This window comes from Verrucomicrobiota bacterium, assembly GCA_027622555.1.
GTDB lineage: Bacteria > Verrucomicrobiota > Verrucomicrobiia > Opitutales > UBA2995 > UBA2995.
Map to the genome: position 1 here is coordinate 44,556 of JAQBYJ010000023.1, position 17,593 is coordinate 62,148.

The 17,593-nt window shown below is 47.3% G+C and carries 12 protein-coding genes and 1 tRNA gene; 5 read left to right on the forward strand and 8 right to left on the reverse strand.

The window, feature by feature from the left end; translation table 11 throughout:
- Positions 1–56 precede the first annotated feature (56 nt).
- Both O3C43_08295 and O3C43_08300 read right to left on the reverse strand, forming a co-directional pair.
- A complete protein-coding gene (locus O3C43_08295) occupies positions 57–968 on the reverse strand; it encodes a DMT family transporter (GenBank protein ID MDA1066488.1) in 912 nt (303 codons plus the stop codon).
- 7 nt (positions 969–975) lie between these two features.
- The gene (locus O3C43_08300; protein MDA1066489.1) at positions 976–2,316 is read right to left on the reverse strand and encodes a sulfatase; all 1,341 of its coding nucleotides are present in this window, start codon (positions 2,314–2,316) and stop codon (positions 976–978) included.
- A gap of 403 nt (positions 2,317–2,719) precedes the next feature.
- Between O3C43_08300 and O3C43_08305 the strand changes: the two genes are divergently transcribed.
- Together O3C43_08305 and O3C43_08310 are read left to right on the forward strand one after the other, a co-directional pair.
- Positions 2,720–4,759, forward strand: coding sequence for a tetratricopeptide repeat protein (locus tag O3C43_08305; GenBank protein MDA1066490.1), 2,040 nt, complete (start codon positions 2,720–2,722; stop codon positions 4,757–4,759).
- 6 nt (positions 4,760–4,765) lie between these two features.
- Positions 4,766–4,984 carry a hypothetical protein gene (locus O3C43_08310; protein ID MDA1066491.1) on the forward strand — a complete coding sequence of 73 codons (219 nt, stop codon included), beginning with the start codon at positions 4,766–4,768 and terminating at the stop codon, positions 4,982–4,984.
- 65 nt (positions 4,985–5,049) lie between these two features.
- Here O3C43_08310 and O3C43_08315 read toward each other — a convergent pair whose 3' ends face one another.
- Both O3C43_08315 and O3C43_08320 read right to left on the reverse strand, forming a co-directional pair.
- On the reverse strand, positions 5,050–6,420 hold the full coding sequence (locus tag O3C43_08315) for an arylsulfatase (protein ID MDA1066492.1): 1,371 nt from the start codon (positions 6,418–6,420) through the stop codon (positions 5,050–5,052).
- A gap of 154 nt (positions 6,421–6,574) precedes the next feature.
- Positions 6,575–9,832: a TonB-dependent receptor plug domain-containing protein gene (locus O3C43_08320; protein ID MDA1066493.1), complete on the reverse strand. Its 3,258-nt coding sequence runs from the start codon at positions 9,830–9,832 to the stop codon at positions 6,575–6,577.
- A 491-nt stretch (positions 9,833–10,323) separates the two neighbouring features.
- Here O3C43_08320 and O3C43_08325 point away from each other — a divergent pair, with 491 nt between their 5' ends.
- A complete protein-coding gene (locus O3C43_08325) occupies positions 10,324–11,307 on the forward strand; it encodes a LacI family DNA-binding transcriptional regulator (GenBank protein MDA1066494.1) in 984 nt (327 codons plus the stop codon).
- On the opposite strand, the gene O3C43_08330 is transcribed toward O3C43_08325, so the two are convergent.
- Positions 11,304–12,959, reverse strand: coding sequence for an arylsulfatase (locus O3C43_08330; GenBank protein ID MDA1066495.1), 1,656 nt, complete (start codon positions 12,957–12,959; stop codon positions 11,304–11,306). The genes O3C43_08325 and O3C43_08330 overlap by 4 nt on opposite strands.
- A 16-nt stretch (positions 12,960–12,975) precedes the next feature.
- Positions 12,976–14,289 (reverse strand): sulfatase, encoded by a 1,314-nt coding sequence (locus O3C43_08335; GenBank protein MDA1066496.1) that lies wholly within the window; start codon positions 14,287–14,289, stop codon positions 12,976–12,978.
- Positions 14,290–14,647: 358 nt separating this feature from the next.
- On the opposite strand from O3C43_08335, the gene O3C43_08340 reads away from it, so the two are divergent.
- A tRNA-His gene (locus O3C43_08340) sits at positions 14,648–14,724 on the forward strand.
- 84 nt (positions 14,725–14,808) lie between these two features.
- On the forward strand, positions 14,809–15,840 hold the full coding sequence (locus O3C43_08345; GenBank protein MDA1066497.1) for an MBL fold metallo-hydrolase: 1,032 nt from the start codon (positions 14,809–14,811) through the stop codon (positions 15,838–15,840).
- A 72-nt stretch (positions 15,841–15,912) separates the two neighbouring features.
- On the opposite strand, the gene O3C43_08350 is transcribed toward O3C43_08345, so the two are convergent.
- Positions 15,913–16,656 carry a hypothetical protein gene (locus tag O3C43_08350; GenBank protein ID MDA1066498.1) on the reverse strand — a complete coding sequence of 248 codons (744 nt, stop codon included), beginning with the start codon at positions 16,654–16,656 and terminating at the stop codon, positions 15,913–15,915.
- A gap of 656 nt (positions 16,657–17,312) precedes the next feature.
- Positions 17,313–17,593 (reverse strand): hypothetical protein (locus O3C43_08355; GenBank protein ID MDA1066499.1); only part of this gene is annotated, 281 nt, incomplete at its 5' end.

Below are 17,593 nucleotides of genomic sequence, written 5' to 3' on the forward strand. Positions count from 1 at the left end.
GTCTGGCTAGATTGAGACATCAAATTGTAACTGCATTTTGGGTACCATTTTCAGATTCAATCCGTTGCTCCAGGTGAGGGTATCTCACCGCTTCGAAAATGGACAACCGCTATACCAATTCCAACCAGGATCACTCCCGCAATTAAAGCATTCGAAATAGGCTCTCCGAGAATATAATAACTGATTACAACTCCGGAGATCGGCGCAAGGAATCCATAGACTCCCAATCTGCTGGCGTTAAATCGACGAAGAAGAACCGTCCAAAAGATAAAACCCAATCCAGCGATAACGACACCCTGGTAGAGGATTGCAGATATTATTCTAGCATCGAAGTGATAGCTTGCACCACGCTCGAAAATAGCACTCAGAGCGAAAAATACGGGGACACTAAGAGCGGCTTGCCAAAATAAAAGCCGCGCCGGATGGATCGACTGGGTAAGCGTCTTGGTGTAGACTTGACGAGCACCAAGGAGCATGCCGCTGACCAGGACAATGGCATCGCCCACGACATAATCTGTTGCCGATACGAGGAATCCTTCAGCAAAAATAAGCACAACGCCCACAAAAGAAACGGACATCCCTACAATCTTGATAGTACTGAGTCTATCTCCCGGCAAAAAGAAATGAGCGAACAGGGCGAGAAAGAAAGGTCCTGTGGATACGAACACTCCAGAGTGTGCAGCCAAGGTAAATTGAGTCCCGGCATGGAGGAGATAGATTTGCAGGACGAATATGAATAGAAGCGTAAATATCAGACGCCACTCCCCCCGGTTAGGCTTTAGAGGAATACGTGCCGCAAACACCCAGACAAGCACCGTCAAAGCTCCCAGAATAAATCGAACGCCAGCCAATCCAAGCGGAGGCAACCCCTCCAGCGCGATTTTAATTGAGGGCGTGTTCCCGCCCCATACGATGCTGATAATAATAGCGGCAGCAGCGGCCTTGGCATTAATGGGTTGATTCAGCATGTTCTTGTCATCGTAGACTTAGCTGCTTCGACAATTCGGAAACTGCCTTAGCATATCCTGGATCTCCGGCGATATTCACATTCTCTCCGGGGTCATTTCTGTGATCATATAACTCCCGAGCTACGACTTCCCCACTCTTCTGTTCACGCCACTCGATGTAGCGGAATCGATCCGTCCGGATGGATCGCCCGACTGCACCATTGCGAGCAAACTCACTATAGGCTTCGGAGCGTCCTTCAGAACCAGGTTCAAACAGCAAGCGCCCGAAATCCTTCCCTTCCAAATGCTCCGGCAAGGGCAATCCGCACAAGGTCGCAAGCGTTGGAAACAAATCTACAAGTTCAACGAGACCATCGGTGGATTTTCCATTCAGAGGCGCGCCTGGCAAAGATACCAATAATGGCACGCGTGTCGCCAATTCGAAGTTCGTGTGCTTCGACCACAAGGAATGATCACCCAGTTGGTAACCGTGATCCGAAGTGAATACGATAATCGTATTGTCTCGCTGCCCTGTCGCTTCGAGTTCGGCCAAAACACTCCCGACCAAAGCATCCACATAACTGATACAGGCATAGTAGGCGTGCTTGATTTCCCGGGCCAGCTTGTCAGGAAACAGTCCGGATTCCGGAATGTCCTGAAAACTCCTGACGTAATCGGAGTTATGAACCGCGAATAGCTTATTGACGTTCTGCGGCGGATTGAGGAATTCAGCTAGCGGAATGCTTTCACGATCATACAAGTCCCAATATTTCTTAGGCGCGTTAAAAGGCGTGTGCGGTTTATGAAAACCCACCATCATAAAAAAGGGTTCGTCCCGGACGGCTGCATCGCGAATGGCTTCCCTCGCCGCTTTGGCGGTCAAGCCATCCTCATAGGCATCATCTTTCACGTCAGCTGATTCGAAGAGCGGATTCACTCGATTCTCAGGAACCGACTTATTGATTATCGGATGTTTTCCCAGGTTTTCTTTGGCTGCATAGTGCAAAGGCTCCGGGGTAAAGTAAGGCTCCGACCACGAAACAGGATCGTCCTGCCCATTGTGAAGAATCTTCCCAAACCCTCGTGTATACCAGCCGTTATTTTTGAACAACTGCGGCAAAGCTACGAGATCCGGATGATCGGATCGAAAAGTTGCAAACGCATTGGTTTTCTTCCCGAGCGAAGCAGGCATCAGTCCTGAAAAGAAGCTGTTCCTTGAAGGCCAACACACTGCCTTCTGGCAATAGGCCCGATTGAATACCAGGGCTTCACTCGCCAAGCGGTCGAGATTCGGAGTTACCGCCAATGCATCTCCGTAAGCTCCCAGGTCAGGCCTCAAATCATCGGCAATGATGAAAAGAACGTTCATCTTTTCGCTCTGAGAAGCCGAGCTAGATTCCGGCCGATTAGTACAGTCGGCAACCAGACAAACGGTCAAAATGAAGAGGCAAAGGAAATTCACAATAAATGGACGGTTGATAACTGAAACAAAGCCTGCTTAAACACCCAAGAAGATTAGGATTCCCTATACAACTGTGAAACGTCGCTTTTATCTGCTTATTGCTCCCTTGATTATTTCCTTGGTTTGTCAAAGCCTCCCCGGCCAAACAAACCAAAGTGAAATTACGTTCGCAGATCCGATTGCATCCATCATACACACCAACTGCTCGGGTTGCCACAACCCAAATGGCATAGGCCCTTTCAGCTTGGTCACGTATGAAGAGATAAGTAGGAGGTCCCGCCAGATTACTGAAGTCATACATACTCGCTTCATGCCTCCCTGGAAGCCGGATCCCGGATTCGGGCCACCGCTGCAAGGCGCCAGGTACCTATCCGAAAGTGAGATCGAGTTAATCAACGAGTGGGCACGTCTGGGAAGTCCTTCAGGCGATCTCGAAAAGGCACCTACTCCACCTCTGTTAGTAAATGAATGGAAGCTGGGTGAACCTGATTTAGTGATCGACCTTTCTGAGGCCTACATGCTTCCAGCTGAGGGCCTGGACGTCTATCGGAATTTTGTTATTCCATTGCCGATTGAAGATACAATTTATGTTCGAGCCTTTGAGCTTCTGCCCGAAACTCGTCTCGCTATTCATCATGCCTTGCTGATGTTTGACCCAACCAATCGATCGAGACTACAAGATGAATCCGAGTCGGGTCCCGGTTACGATGGCATGGGGATTGGTTCCAGCAAACCTCCTTCGGGGCACATCGTTGGCTGGACTCCCGGCCAGGTGCCTTATCAAGCCTACCCGGGCACTGCCTGGGAACTGAACCCCGGAACCGACCTGGTACTGCAGCTCCACATGCTACCGAGCGGAAAAGCTGAACAAATAAATCCGAAGATCGGTTTATACCTGAGCAAAGAACCTCCTAGTAAACCGTCCTTCGTTTTCCAAATGCGCAGTTACGAGCTCGATATTCCGGCAGGGGAATCTGACTACCTGGTCGAGCAATCTCTAAAAGTAACGGCTCCTATTCGGATAATCAGTGTGTATCCCCATGCCCACTATATCGGGAAAGACATGCAGCTATTTGCGACGTTGCCGGACGGAAGCAAGCAGTGGTTGTTGCGCATCTCCGATTGGGATTTCAACTGGCAGGGCGATTACCGCTACGAAGAACCGCTGTTTTTACCTGAGGGCTCCGTAATCCATATGGCCTACCATTTCGACAATTCTGCTGAGAATATTCGAAATCCTTTTGATCCACCCAAAAAGATTCAAGGAGGATGGCGATCGGAGGATGAAATGGCAGAAGCCATGATCCAGGTGTTGCCGGTGGATCCAGCGGATTTATCCAAGCTACAGGATGCACAAAAAGAATACGATTTTAAGTTAGCAGGAGGAGAAGCTCGTTTTCACTACTTTAGCGGAATCTACCTTGAGCAACAGAACGAATTTGAGCGCGCGATAACATCCTTTAAATCTGCTCTGACCCTCGACCCCACATTTGCCAGCGCTTATTTCCAAATTGGTGCAATTCTGGAGAAACTAGGAAATCCTGCCCAAGCGGAGGATCTCTACGAAGAGGCATTGGCCTACCAACCTGATTTAATCTCTGCCCGACTGGCCGTAGCGAAGCTGATGATGCAAAAGAACCAAATCCGACAAGCGGGATTCATTTTGGAAGACGTATATGCGAACAATCCGGAACACCTGTTAGCCTGTATTTATCTGGCACGCTATTACATGGCCAGAGGCGAAATAGATTCGGCCCTCAAAACCTTTCAAGAAGGTGATAAATACTTTAAGGACGCGCCTCAATTTCACTTGGAGTATGGACAGACATTACTGAGCAAAGACCGTCAGAAAGCCGAACAACGATTGATACAAGCAACTGACGCGATTCCGGATAAACCGGACCTGGGTTCCATCAAGCCTCTGAAGAAAATCCACTCTGAAGCATTCTACCAACTGGCGCTGCTTTATGAAGAAGATGCGAAGTGGCCGGACGTAGAAAACGCTTTGGATCAATGCCTGCAAAACGACCCTGATCATTTGGATGCTCTGCTCAAATCCGCCGCAACTGCAATTCGAAGCAACGATACTACCAAAGCCTTCAATCGCCTTTTAACTTTAGTGGACAAACCGGAGAAAGAAACGTTTTCCCGCGAAGACATTGTCGCCAACTTACCACTACCAGTGGGTGCCAAATTACTGGCGGAGGCCTATCAAAAATCAGGTCAAAAGCAGAACGCTGTGGATAGCCTTACCTTTTCGATAAAGAAACTCCAGGACGAAGGAAAGTCAGAGAGCACAATATCACTCGAAGCTTTGCGCGACAACTATCTTGAAGACATAGGAAATTAGAAACCAATGAAATTCCCCGACGCAACCATCCGGGTATCTGAAATACAAGAACAAGCTCTTTTCTCTTTTGCTCGCAAGAATCCAGCAGACATCGTTGGTATTCCATTCGCGACCAAAGTCACTCCTACAGCTACTTTCGCGTGTCAAAATGTAGGAGCCAGCTTGCTGGCGATCTCCGCGATTCCAAACTTTCCCTTCAGTCACCCTCCAAGCATCGGGGAATAACAAGTTCAATCGAACCGTGCTAGCAAACGAGACGGCGCGGAAATACTAACCGCTGAACCAGGTGCTCACAACTCCTTCAACCCTATGTGCTTAAAATTAAACACCTCTGATTCCGTTCGAGCATTTTTGAAGAGTTCCTTCATCCCCTCGATTACCTCTGGATAAAATCTCGACACATCATTGGCTTCTCCAAGATCCGAAGTGAGATCATAAAGCTGGATAGGTGCATCCGGATTTTCCAACAATTCGTAGCGAACCGCTTTCCAATTTCCTTTCCGAATTGCAACCCGTCCTCCTTTTTCGTGAAACTCCCAATAGAGATAGTCGTGCTTCTTTTGAGCCGAATCACGACCCAACAGCGTCGGTAAAAAAGATAGGCCATCCAAGCCTTTCGGCACCTTGACTCCGGCCATTTTCAGGACGGTCGGCATGACATCCCAAAACGCACTGATATGATCCGTCCTGCTTCCCGGCTTAATCTTTCCGTCCCAGACAGCCATCATAGGCACACGGATTCCACCTTCGTAAAGATCGCGTTTGTATCCGCGCAGAGGACCATTGCTGTTGAAATAATCAGGATCAGCTCCGCCTTCCTGGTGAGGGCCGTTGTCTGAAGTAAAAATAATGAGCGTTTTTTTGCTTAATCCCAGATCCTCGACCTTTGCCACGATCTCCCCCACTTGATCGTCCAATAACTCGACCATAGCGGCAAACGCGGCATGCGGTTCCGCCTGAGATTCGTATGAACCCAATCGATAATTGGAACCCTCATCAAGACCTTCGTAAGGTGTTTCCGGATCCAACTGCCCCCTGAATTTTTTCATATACGACTCAGGTGCAATCAGTTCGGCATGGGGAATAATAGATGGCACATAACAAAAGAAAGGCCGGTCCTTGTTGTCCTCAATAAATTGAAGAACACGATCATGAATCAGGGACGGTGCGTACTGATTCTTTTTCGTTCCTTCATTTCCTTCCAGCATAACCTTGGTGTCATTATCCCATAAGTGATACGGGAAGTAGTGGTGTCCCAGACGCTGACAGTTGAAACCATAAAACACATCGAAGTGGTTCGTTGGATCTCCTTCAGATCCGGGAAATCCGAGTCCCCACTTTCCGAAGGCTCCGGTGACATAGCCAGCCTTTCTCAAAAGCTTGGGCAAGGTCAGCACAGAAGCCGGAAACGGATACTGACCTTCGGGATAGATCTCGTAATTTCCTCGAACAGGTGTGTGCCCGGTGTGTTGCCCCGTCATTAAACAAGAACGCGAGGGAGCACAGACGGTGTTCCCCGAGTAATGCTGAGTGAACACCATCCCTCTTTTGGCAAGGCTATCGATATTCGGCGTTTCAAACTTGTCCTGACCAAACGAACTCAAGTCGCCGTAGCCCAGATCATCAGCCAAAATATAAATGACGTTCGGAGTTTCGGCCATTGCTGACACCACACCAAACAAACTGGAGAACAAAATCCCCAAACCCAATCGTTTCACTAGTCTTCGCATCTTAGTTTCTCCTTTTCTTTTAAATAAAAAAAGGGGGCCACTGTAAAAGAGGCCCCCTTCAAAATATCAATTTACTTTAAACCTTTTAGAAGGAGAAGGTTGATCTCAGACGAAAGGTACGACCTTCGCTCCAAGTCACGGAACGAGGATCACCATTGGGCTGAACCGCCGTGGTAATGATCTCACCACTGCTGAGCACGTTAGCAAGATTCAATTGAACTTTCCAATCCACCTTGCCATCCAAAATCTTCCTGTTGTAGCCGAACCAGAGGTCAAGACGCTCAATAGGATCATCCTTCCAAGGGCTCGAAAATACTGGAAGAGCTAATGTTTGCCCATCCACTTCCCGGTTAGCGATTGGATAACCAACTGCTTTGTCATCTTCCCAACGCAGTGCACCACCCACACTCCAACCACCTAGAGCCGAGTCTGGATCGAATCGGTAATTGGTCACCAAATTAGCGCGCCATTCACGAAGCTCGCCAACGAGTAACCCCTCACGCGCCAAAGCGCTGTTCAAGTTGTTGAGAAGGGTATCATAGATACGAACGTTGACTGGCTCATCCGATTCATCTGAAATCAAAGATGAAGCGGGATTACTAGGATTGGTCCACTCGTCTAAACGATAATCAAGATATTCCAAAGTCGTGGGAGCAATATTACTGGTGGTAGCTTCTTGTTGAGAAACGTTTAGAGAGATTCTCCAATTTTCAGTAGGATTGTATATCAGGTCGATTTCCTTACCTTTAGACGCAGTACCTTGCGTATCTGTCAGCGAAAAGTTCGTAGCCTGCTGCTGAACGTTTTGACCACTTGACGTAGTCGCTCCATCCACGATTTCCCAGCTGGTGAGCTGCTTATAGAAATCTGGAGGACCCTTCCATCCAGCCGCATCCCGTTCAGCCTGAGTGTTGTAACGAACAATGCGGCGATCCGCTTCAAACAGGAAGCCAGGGTATCCGAAAGAAACGTTTCCAGCTACGGTTTCATACCAATTGAATTTCATTTGGAATTTGTTATCCAACAATCCGATGGTGAATCCCCAGTCTTCCGTAGTTCCCTGCGGCGGTGCGATCAAGTTACTAAAGACATCGATACGCGGTGCAGAGATTTGGAAGTTTTCGGATTCACCCCAATGGAATTGCAGGCTGGTGCCTTCCGGCAAAGGAATAAAATCTGGAACCTTTAAAACTCCACCAAAAGATTCTGTAGTCGCTTTGAAAGGTGCCTCGGCAGGATCACTGTTAATCGTAGCGGAGTTTGGATCCCAAAATCTGGTTACGGAATCCTGAACAGCCGCAGATCCATAAGTGGTTACTTCGTCAGTGCGACGACCATAAGTTCCAATCAACCATTCTTTACCAAAGAAGTAGGCTTGGTGAACATACGCTTCAGAATCTGTTACCTGGCGGTTTAAAGACCGGCTGCTGATTTGATTGTAGAACGCATCGTCATTTCGAACGTCTCCAATGGACACCTGTCGTGTCACCCAGTCACCAGAACCAGTACCGTCACCTACCGCATTGTTATCCCAATACCAGCCAGTAGTTGATTCAGTGTACAGTTCTTTCGTAATTCCCGGGATATTCGCACCGACTGCTGATGTCCGCCCAGCTAAACTTGGTCCGGCATACACCTGAACGCGAGCATCTGCACCCCCATTGGTTAAATTGGTTATGTTGTTAGAGGCAAGCGCATAGCCTGCGTCAACTTTGCTGCTACCGTTGATGGTCCCGCTATCAATCTCATATTCTTGAGCGAATACAGTTCCGGTGTGTCGGCCAAGCAGTCCTCCTAAGAAGCCATCAACGGCCTCCTTTAAATCTACCTCGTAGAACGCGGTTCCACGTTTTACTTCGCGATCAATGTTGTTTTGCTGGCGCTGATCGTTTGATGCATAGAACGGACGACCGAAGTTTGGATTTGGAGCACCCCAGTTGAGAGTCTCATTGATATCAATCGTGAGGAAGTAACCTCGACCACCACTGATCTGGTCAAACCAGCTGCGCTCCATTGACTCTTCCATGTACGACAATTCAAATCCAACAGAACCCAAGCTGTAGTCCCAGGATTGGTCGTAACTGAGATTAAGAACGTCGAAGTCTTCCTTTTCCCACTTATTGGGGCCTGTCAACAAATTCTCAACCCAGTCAAAAACGGAGCGATCGATGATTTCCTCATCCTGATAGAAAGAACCAAAAGTGATTCCTGCAGCCGCAGCCGTGGCAGACGGGTAATACTGGTCACCTTTTGTAAGACCTACTGTGTATGCCCGGTAACGTTTGTTGGCCAACGTCGAATCCGCCCTTCTTGTATCTTCCCATGCATAGTTGAGGCGACTGGCTGGCTGCCCATCCGCTTCATACACCAGCGCAGGCTGATAAAACCAAGCACCTGGCGCACGCACGATATCGCGGTCTATAGTGCCAAACTCATCTTCAAAAGGGTTATGAGTTACTTGGTTAAATTCTGGATTCCACCACCAGAGCAACGCGTGACGAGGTGCATTTGGCCGAGGACGTCGGGCATCGATTTCACCCTTTTCAAAAGAAACCCGAAGATTTGCATTTTCGAAAGGTTTGTAGAGAGCAGCCACAGTCAAGCGATCATCATCCTCGAAGGAGAAACTTTGTCTCCATTCCTGGCGATCCATCAAAGCCGCTACCCGGATACTTAGTTTATCTTCAATCAGGACTCGTTCTACATCGAAATTTAGACGGTAACTATTGAAAGAGGCGACGGTTGCTTCCAATTTGGTTCGATCAACTAAGCTCGGAGTGATGACCGAATTATCAACAATACCACCAGGAGAACCCAAGCCAAACAAGATCGAGTTTGGGCCACGATTCACAGTAACACGATCCGTGTTGTAAGAGTCGAAGCTGATACTCGTCGGCATATAGTTGCGGGAATTATCCGCACTAGCCAATCCACGAACACGATTGTTGTTTTCCGGATTCCGATTAGCACCTTCCAAAACAATGGAGGAATTACTGGTGTTACCGCCAGAAAACGTACCGTCGATACCGGAGGTTTCAATGTTTCCGAGAAACGGGAGCAAGTTGGTTGCATCGGTCACATTCAAATCTTCCATAAACTCCCTGGTAGCTACCGTAATGGAGTTGGGAAGATCACCCAAGTTCGTTTTAATCCGAGTTCCAGCAAGGGTAGAGGTAGCTATGTAACCGACCTCTTCGCTGCTTTCGACAGTAAAAGGAGAGAGGTTGTACACTTCCTCCGCTTCATTTTCAACGGCAGTTTGTGCATTCAAGGAATGCGCAAAAGTCAGTGCAGTCGCTAATAGACCAACACCGGTTATTTGTATGTTTTTGTAGATCATCATTTCTTATTTGGTAATAATTTATCCAAGTCTGAAACCCGGACTAAGTACAACTCAACTGTATGAAAAGCGGTTGAGTTTTTGAGATTGTTATTTCTGAAAAAACAGTTGTGCAAAGTGCCCGACCGACGCCCTTGATCCTTGATAAGTTATCCACGGATAACGGAAAATATATTTGAGGATTTTCTAAGAAAACAGTCACGATTTTAAAAGAGAGTCTGATAAGATGGGTTGACAATGTGAATACAATCAAGTGTTTCAAGTAAATAATTGAACTGTTTTATAATAATTGGTATTCTATGATTATGCTCGAACGATTCGTCAATGAATAGGGAACAAAGTACATTTCAATCCTTTTTAATAAGCGGTTAAAATGGACCAAACTTAGACAAAAATGACGTGATACACGAAAGCTTATTGAACTGTTCTACTAATTAATCAACAAATTGCATACCCTGGTTTCACTGTTAACGTTTCCTAATCTCAACTAGAAAATGGCGAAAAAAAATAAACGCCCCACTATCTACGATCTTGCTGCGCTTGTCCAAGTTTCACCAGGAACAGTAAGCCGCGTACTGAACAACAAAGACCGGGTCAAAACTAGCACCCGTGCCCGCGTGCTCGAAGCAGCTAAAGAACTCGGCCTCAAACCCCAGTCGGCGGCAAGAAACACGCAAATCGCCATTGTAAATACGTCATCCGGAATTGCCTCCAAGGAATCACGTGGCTATATGTCTGAACTGACCATGGCTCTCTCCTTCGCCTTGGCAGAAAAACAAATAGGGGTTGTTGTTCCATCAAATCCCCTTGAGCAACTAAACGGATACTTTCTGGATGGAATTATTGCAGTCCTCTACGACAAGAAATCGTTGGACCGACTACATCAGATACAAAAGAATGTACCCATAGTATCCATGGATAACTTTTTCGCATCGGAGGAGGAGTATGTTGTTTATTCTGATCACTACGAATCAGGAAGAGTCGTAGCCCGGTATTTTATTGAAAAAGGCAAGAAGCGTTTAGCCTTCGCTGGAGGACCAGCCCAACCCGCGATGGAAAGAAAACGAGGCTTTGTCGACGAGATCCGGGAAGCCGGTCTGAAGGTGGAAGATCAACTCATCTGTCACTTCCCCAGCATTACCAACATGCATTCTGAAATTGCCAGAATCGTCCACGGTGGTGCGGACAGCCTCTTTGTCCCGGGATCAAGCCTGGAGGGCCTCAACGCACTTCACATTTTGCAATACATCATGGGAGTGAAAATACCAGAGGATATATCCTTCATTGGAGGAGAAAGCCCAGGTGTCTGCGAAAAACTTTGTCCACCTATAACCTCCTTCAAGGTCCCCCTTCAAAAGATGGCCGACAAAGCAGTCGACTTGATCATTCGCCTGATCAACGGAGAGACTATAGAGCAGAAAAAATATAGCTTCTCTGGCAAAATCATAGAGCGGGATTCCGTGCTGAACAGTCTTTAAAAAACCGGCATCTCCCAATCAGCGACCTTTTTGGCATTGTGCCAACTTCCTTCAGCATTGGGTGAGGCCTCGTCTTTAACCGGACCAATATCCTTATTCGATTTCAACCCACCCTTGGCAGCGATTTGCTCCCATCGAATTCTCATGGTCTCCACTTTTTTCGGATGCCTAGAAGCGAGGTCGTTCTGCTCCAAGCGATCCTCCGCGATATTGTAAAGCTCCCAGCGGTGCTGATAGAAACTAACTAACTTCCAGTCTCCGGCTCGCAGGGCCCGGCAGTTTGAAAACGCGAAGAACAGTTCATCGTGCCCAGTACGTTTGCCCCCTTTCAAGACCGGAACCAGAGATTTCCCTTGAATCGGATTAAGACCCTCCTTCTCAGGATACTCAGCACCGGCTACCTCGATACAAGTCGCCATCACATCGATCAAATGACTAAGCTCATTACTTAGGCCACCGGTATTCTTAATCTTACCCGGCCAATGCGCAATAAATGGACTCGAGATTCCGCCTTCATGTTGAGTTTGTTTGTAGTGCTTAAAAGGCGTATTTCCTACGGTCGCCCAACTGGCATCGTAGAGGTAATAAGAGCCGGCTTTCCAGGGTGGAATGTCAATATGATCGCTTCGCTCAAAAGGACAGGCGCCATTATCGGAGACCAGCATGATCAATGTGTTTTCATATTCACCCTTCTCTTTCAGATACTCAACCATGCGACCGATATTTTGGTCCACCTTGTCAACCATAGCGGCGAAGATCGCCATGCGGAAAGATTCAAACTGCCTTTGCTTATCGGTAAGCGAATCCCACGCTGGCACGTGTTCTGGCATCGGTGCCAACTCCAAGTCAGACGGAAAAAGCCCTAACAACTTCTGCTTTACCAGGCGCTCCTCTCTTAATACTTCCCAACCGGCATCGTAACGACCCATGTATTTTTCGATATCGTCCTTCGGAGCATGTAGCGGATAATGCGGAGCATTGAAGGCGATGTAATGAAAGAACGGCTTATCCTCCTTCAAAGCATTGTCTAGAAACTCGATTGCAAAATCCACATTGGCATCGGTAGTATAAAAATTATCGATCTTGTCGAAATCGTTCCAAACCTCCCCGTTTTTCCGGAAAGTGTCATCTCCGGCAAAGAAGTCGGTCGCCCCTGATAAGTGCCCCCAATACTGGTTGAAACCATAGTCCGTTGGCTGTTTATCCAGGTGCCATTTGCCGGTCATCGAAGTGTTATAACCCGCCGATCCCAATACCTGAGCAATGGTCACCGCATTGCGAAAATCACTTTCGCCGGCATAGCGACTGTATTGGCCGGATAACAAAGCCAGCCTGGATGAATGACATTTCGCTGTGTTATAAAACTGGGTAAGCCGCAGTCCATTACTGGCGAGCTTGTCGATATTGGGCGTCTGGATCTCGCTGCCGTAGCATCCGAAATCGGCATAACCCAAATCATCGACCATCATGAGTAGGATGTTGGGGCGGGAGTCCGCTGCGATCGACTGCGTGACCAACGCAAGCAGACAGGAAAAAACAGCAGAAAACTGTAGGAGCGGGTTTATCCCGCGATTGCTTTGTAGCCGAACGAAAGGATCGGGGCGTAAAGCCCCTCCTACAGCACAAAGAAAAGTGTGAATATATTTTTTCATAGGGTAATAAAAATTATCAATTTCCAGCGGCGCGGCCTGGCCAAACGGGAACCTCCTGGTTGGGCAACCAGACCGAAAGTCGGTTTTTCACATGACCCAGCTCAGGGTCTGACGCAAGGTTTGTCCACTCGTGTGGATCCTTGCTGTGGTCATAAAGTTCCTCATCGCCGTTCGCATAACGAATGTAGCGCCACCGATCACTTCGAACGGCATGGTTTCCGCGATCATGTGTTGTAATTGCCGGGACTCCCCAGTGGCGCTCCGGATTTTCAAACAAGGGAGTAATACTAACCCCTTCAACCGTGTCTGGAATGTTGAGCCCAGCCAATTCACACAGCGTTGGATAAACACTCATCAAATCCACCGGGGAACTGGAACGCGTTCCAGCCTTGGTCACGCCTGGCACCACCCAAATATAGGGCATCTGAGTAGGCTCTTCCCATAAGGCAAATTTGCGGAAGTGTTTTTTCTCACCCAAAGACCAACCATGGTCACCCCACAGAACTATGATAGTGTTGTCTGCGATCGGGCTTTTATCCAAAGCATCGAGCAATCGCCCCACATTTACATCTGTGTATGCACAGGTAGCCAGGTAGGATTGAATAGCCGCCTTCCAGCGACCGGACTCCTGAAATTTAGTATAGTCTCCACCAACTCCCGCCATCTTAACACCTGCAGGCGGAACATCGTCCAAGTCATTTTCCAGAAAAGGAGGCAGCTGAATATCCTCAAGCGGAAATGCCTCATAGTATTTCTTCGGCACCGCAAAGGGCAAATGAGGTTTGTGTAAACCGGCAGCAATAAATTTCGACTTATCACTCTTGGTATTCATCTGCGCTATACACCAATCTACAACATGCCAGTCGCTGATGTCCTCGTCTTTGATATCCATCACCAACGGCTCATGGTAGCCCTGATCCTTGGGAACATTCCCATTGTTACTGTAGGCGCTGCTGTCCATATACTCCGTCCACTCGGATTCAAAACGTTCGTCGCTGTGGTAAATCTTACCAGCACCAACGGTATGATAACCCGCATCCTTAAATCGCTGGGACAATCCCTGCCCTGCTTTGAAGATCTGCTGCCATTCGTCACCATTCCTATAAGCCCCAGTCGACCAGGGTCGCTGACCACTCATCAGAGCAGCTCGCGAAGGCTCACAAGCCGGCACGGCACAATAGGCGTTTTCAAAGCTAATCCCACGTGCGGCCAAGCGATCAATATTGGGAGTCATCGATTGGGGATGTCCTCCCAGGTGAGTCACCCAGACATTAAGATCGTCAATGGCGATAAAAAGAACGTTGGGCTTATCCGCCGCGTCTAAAGAAATATAGCAAAAGGCAACAGGCTGAAGGAGAAAGAGAAAGAGAAGTTTATGTTTCACAAATAAGGAGTCTCGAAATTAAGAAATTTTTCGCTATAATTCCAACGAAAATCCCAGGAAGCAAGATCGGGATTCTTTCGACCTAAAAATTGGTAACCATTTCTGAATGTAGGAGTAGCTGCTTCAGCTCTCCTACATTTTCCAAAAAGTATTCGGGATAGCCTGTCTTTAAAATAGACAAATCATCAAGGGCCAACTCAATAAGCCAAACCAATTTTTCAGGCTAAAACCTCGACCATAAAAACACAGCACAATCGGGGTTGACATGGGTTCAACCATTTCAAATATGTCTCCCCTTTATATGGTGGTTGTAGCTCAGTTGGTTAGAGCACCGGATTGTGATTCCGGGGGTCGCCGGTTCAAGTCCGGTTAGCCACCCCATTTTTTCAATTAAAAGCGTCTGAGAAACCAGGTGCTTTTTTAGTGTCCACTTGACCCAATTGAATTTCCGTAAGAAAAGGAGACATGAATACCCCAAAAGCGCTTTTATTTCTTTCCTTCTTCTTTACTACCCTCGGAAGCCTGAGTGCAGATAATTTGCTCAAAGTCTACTGGGTCGATGTGGAAGGCGGTGCCGCAACCCTGGTGATTACACCCGCTGGTGAATCGATCCTGATTGATACGGGCAATCCAGGTGAGCGCGATCCCGGTCGGATCAACAAGCTGGCGAGAGAAGAAGCCGGCATCTCGAAGATCGATCATCTGGTTATTACTCATTTCGATGGGGATCACTTTGGTGGTGCGGCGGATTTGTCGAAGCTGATCACCATAGGCACGGTTTACCATCAAGGCGTTCGCCCGCAGGATAGGGAACGAGTTGGAGAAGCCTATTTAACCTTCGCTTGTGACGCTCGTCTCATCTTGACAGCAGGAGATGAACTCCCACTCAAACAGGCAAGTTCCGGTCCAAAGCTAAGCGCAAAAGCCTTGGGTATTATGCAGAGGAATATCCCACCGAACGGACTGCACAAACCTAATCCCCTACCCACTTCAGGATACGCCCGCCAGGACCCGGATCTGTCCCACAACGCCAACTCAGTTATCCTCCTTTTTGAATACGGTGACTGGCAGTTCCTCGACGCAGCAGACCTATCATGGAACCTGGAGGAGAAATTGGTCTCGCCATACAATCTGGTTGGCGAAGTCGACGTGTATCAGGTCGACCATCACGGACTCGACCGATCAAACAACACTCACTTCATCCACAGCATCCGACCCACTGTAGCTGTCATGAACAACGCTCACAGCAAAGGAACTGGGCCGGTCACCGTTGCCGGCTTACGAAGATCGCCCGGTATCGAAGCCATTTTCCAGGTTCACCTTTGTACCCGCAAAGGAGAAGAGCACCTGAACACCGACGAAGAAAAGATCGCCAACCTAAAGTCAGGGAACGACTGCGAAGGAAACCATCTGTTTCTTACAGTAGCAATGGACGGCAGCTCTTATTCGGTAACTGTTCCAAGAACCGGGCATGTTGGCACTTACCAAACACGGTAATGGGATCGCCCGTTAAGCACCTATAATAGAGAAGTTAAAGAAATACGCTAAAGAGGCTAATACAATTTCTACTTAGTGGAGATTGTATTTCTCATTAAGCTCGATGGCTCGCTCGTTCGTTACCTCATGAAATCGTGAGATGGTAAATTCCGACGGAATGATATCTTCGGATAAGATTAACTCTCTTGTAACGACTCCGCGGTCTTGCGCCCAGTGTGGCAGATGCGTTCCCCATGGCTTGAACACCCATTGAGAAACAAGGATCAACATCAGCACTGATACAACAACTCGAACCTTTTTATTCTGAATAAGTTCCAGGAGTTTGTCAGCTATCAGACCAACAAAAGGTACAAAAACAATTAAAGCTCCGTACTGGTAGCGCCAAGCAGCAACAGAGGAAACAGGGAGATGATAGCGTCCCAACGATAGCAATACCGCATTCCCCAGGAAGAACAGAATCAATAGATAAAGCAGGGGCCTTTGCCTGGCACTTGAAATCCGTATACCCAGAACAATGACCAGCAGGTTCAATTGAATTAATACCAAACTCAAGCTGACACTAATTTGCAGATCTCGTATTTGTTGAAACCAAGGATTAAGAGAAATGCGGTAATAGAAATGACTCAATACAAGGTCTAATTTATTTCCTGATTGAGAAAACTCTAATGAGTGTTGAGAGATCCAAATTGCCGTAATTAAGGCAATCGTTATACAAGGAAGGAAAGCGCAAGCTGCGGGTTTCCACAAATACTTTCCCCTAGGGTCTTTAAGAACGAAAAGGACCATGCAAAGTCCCAAAAGAGAAATACCATTCAATACTCCTCGAAGAAAGCAGAGAGCACCAGCCAGGGAAAGTAAGGCAATGACACCGCAGGTAACCCAGGAAGCATGTGAGGTGCGATTATATGCTCTGGAGCATAGAAGGAGAATTCCCATCAAAAAAATATAAGACAGGAGGTTCGACGACTGAGTACTCCAACTTAGAATTTCAATGTGCGTATAATTAAGACCAATAATCAACTGACAGAATACTACGGAAAACCATCCAAAACCCCAAGCCCGGAGTAAACTGCCCAGTAAAAAAAGGAAACACATATGAAGAAAAAAGCCTGCGACCAATAAAAGGTGATAGTTTCCATTGCCTCCAAAAATCAACCCAGACCAAAAAAGCTTAAATAATGGAACGAAGTTTCCGCCATAAAATCCCAGAAGCCAGTTTCCATATCCGAGCATGTGCATCTTATTAATCAAATCCCATTCATCCATGAAGTAGTAAAACTTCCAAAAGTTTTCAAAATGAACAATCAAGGGTATCCAAGCTGAAAGAGAGCCAGCGAATAACCAATAAAGGTGTTTTGGCTTGGAGTGAATTTCTGAATTGGACATTAGAATAAAAATCTCAAACGAGGTGGAAAACCGATTCTCGGCGAACCACTCAAATACAAAAGGACAACTTAATAAAAATGGAGTTACTAGTGGAGTTTATATTTTTCGGTTAACTCCAAAGCTCGTTGGTTGCTGACTTTGAAAAACTGAGAAATATCATGTCCGGCAGGATCCAGATCTTTAGATGCAGCAAAATCTCGAATCTTAGTTCCTCGTTCACGGGACCAACTCGGCAAATGATACTTCCAAACATCAAATACCCAAAGCGAAACCGACCAAAGAACTAATACGCCAAGGGTTAAACTTGTTATTCCCCGTTGCTTGCTTCGGGGTCGGTGACTGAAGGGAAAGTTTGAAAACCGCAGGT

Coding starts and splice junctions, on each gene's coding strand:
- O3C43_08295 (MDA1066488.1), bottom strand. CDS start 968: ATGCTGAATCAACCCATTAATGCCAAGGCCGCTGCTGCCGCTATTATT.
- O3C43_08330 (MDA1066495.1), bottom strand. CDS start 12,959: ATGAAAAAATATATTCACACTTTTCTTTGTGCTGTAGGAGGGGCTTTA.
- O3C43_08310 (MDA1066491.1), top strand. CDS start 4,766: ATGAAATTCCCCGACGCAACCATCCGGGTATCTGAAATACAAGAACAA.
- O3C43_08325 (MDA1066494.1), top strand. CDS start 10,324: ATGGCGAAAAAAAATAAACGCCCCACTATCTACGATCTTGCTGCGCTT.
- O3C43_08305 (MDA1066490.1), top strand. CDS start 2,720: ATGCCTCCCTGGAAGCCGGATCCCGGATTCGGGCCACCGCTGCAAGGC.
- O3C43_08300 (MDA1066489.1), bottom strand. CDS start 2,316: ATGAACGTTCTTTTCATCATTGCCGATGATTTGAGGCCTGACCTGGGA.
- O3C43_08315 (MDA1066492.1), bottom strand. CDS start 6,420: ATGGCCGAAACTCCGAACGTCATTTATATTTTGGCTGATGATCTGGGC.
- O3C43_08345 (MDA1066497.1), top strand. CDS start 14,809: ATGAATACCCCAAAAGCGCTTTTATTTCTTTCCTTCTTCTTTACTACC.
- O3C43_08320 (MDA1066493.1), bottom strand. CDS start 9,832: ATGATGATCTACAAAAACATACAAATAACCGGTGTTGGTCTATTAGCG.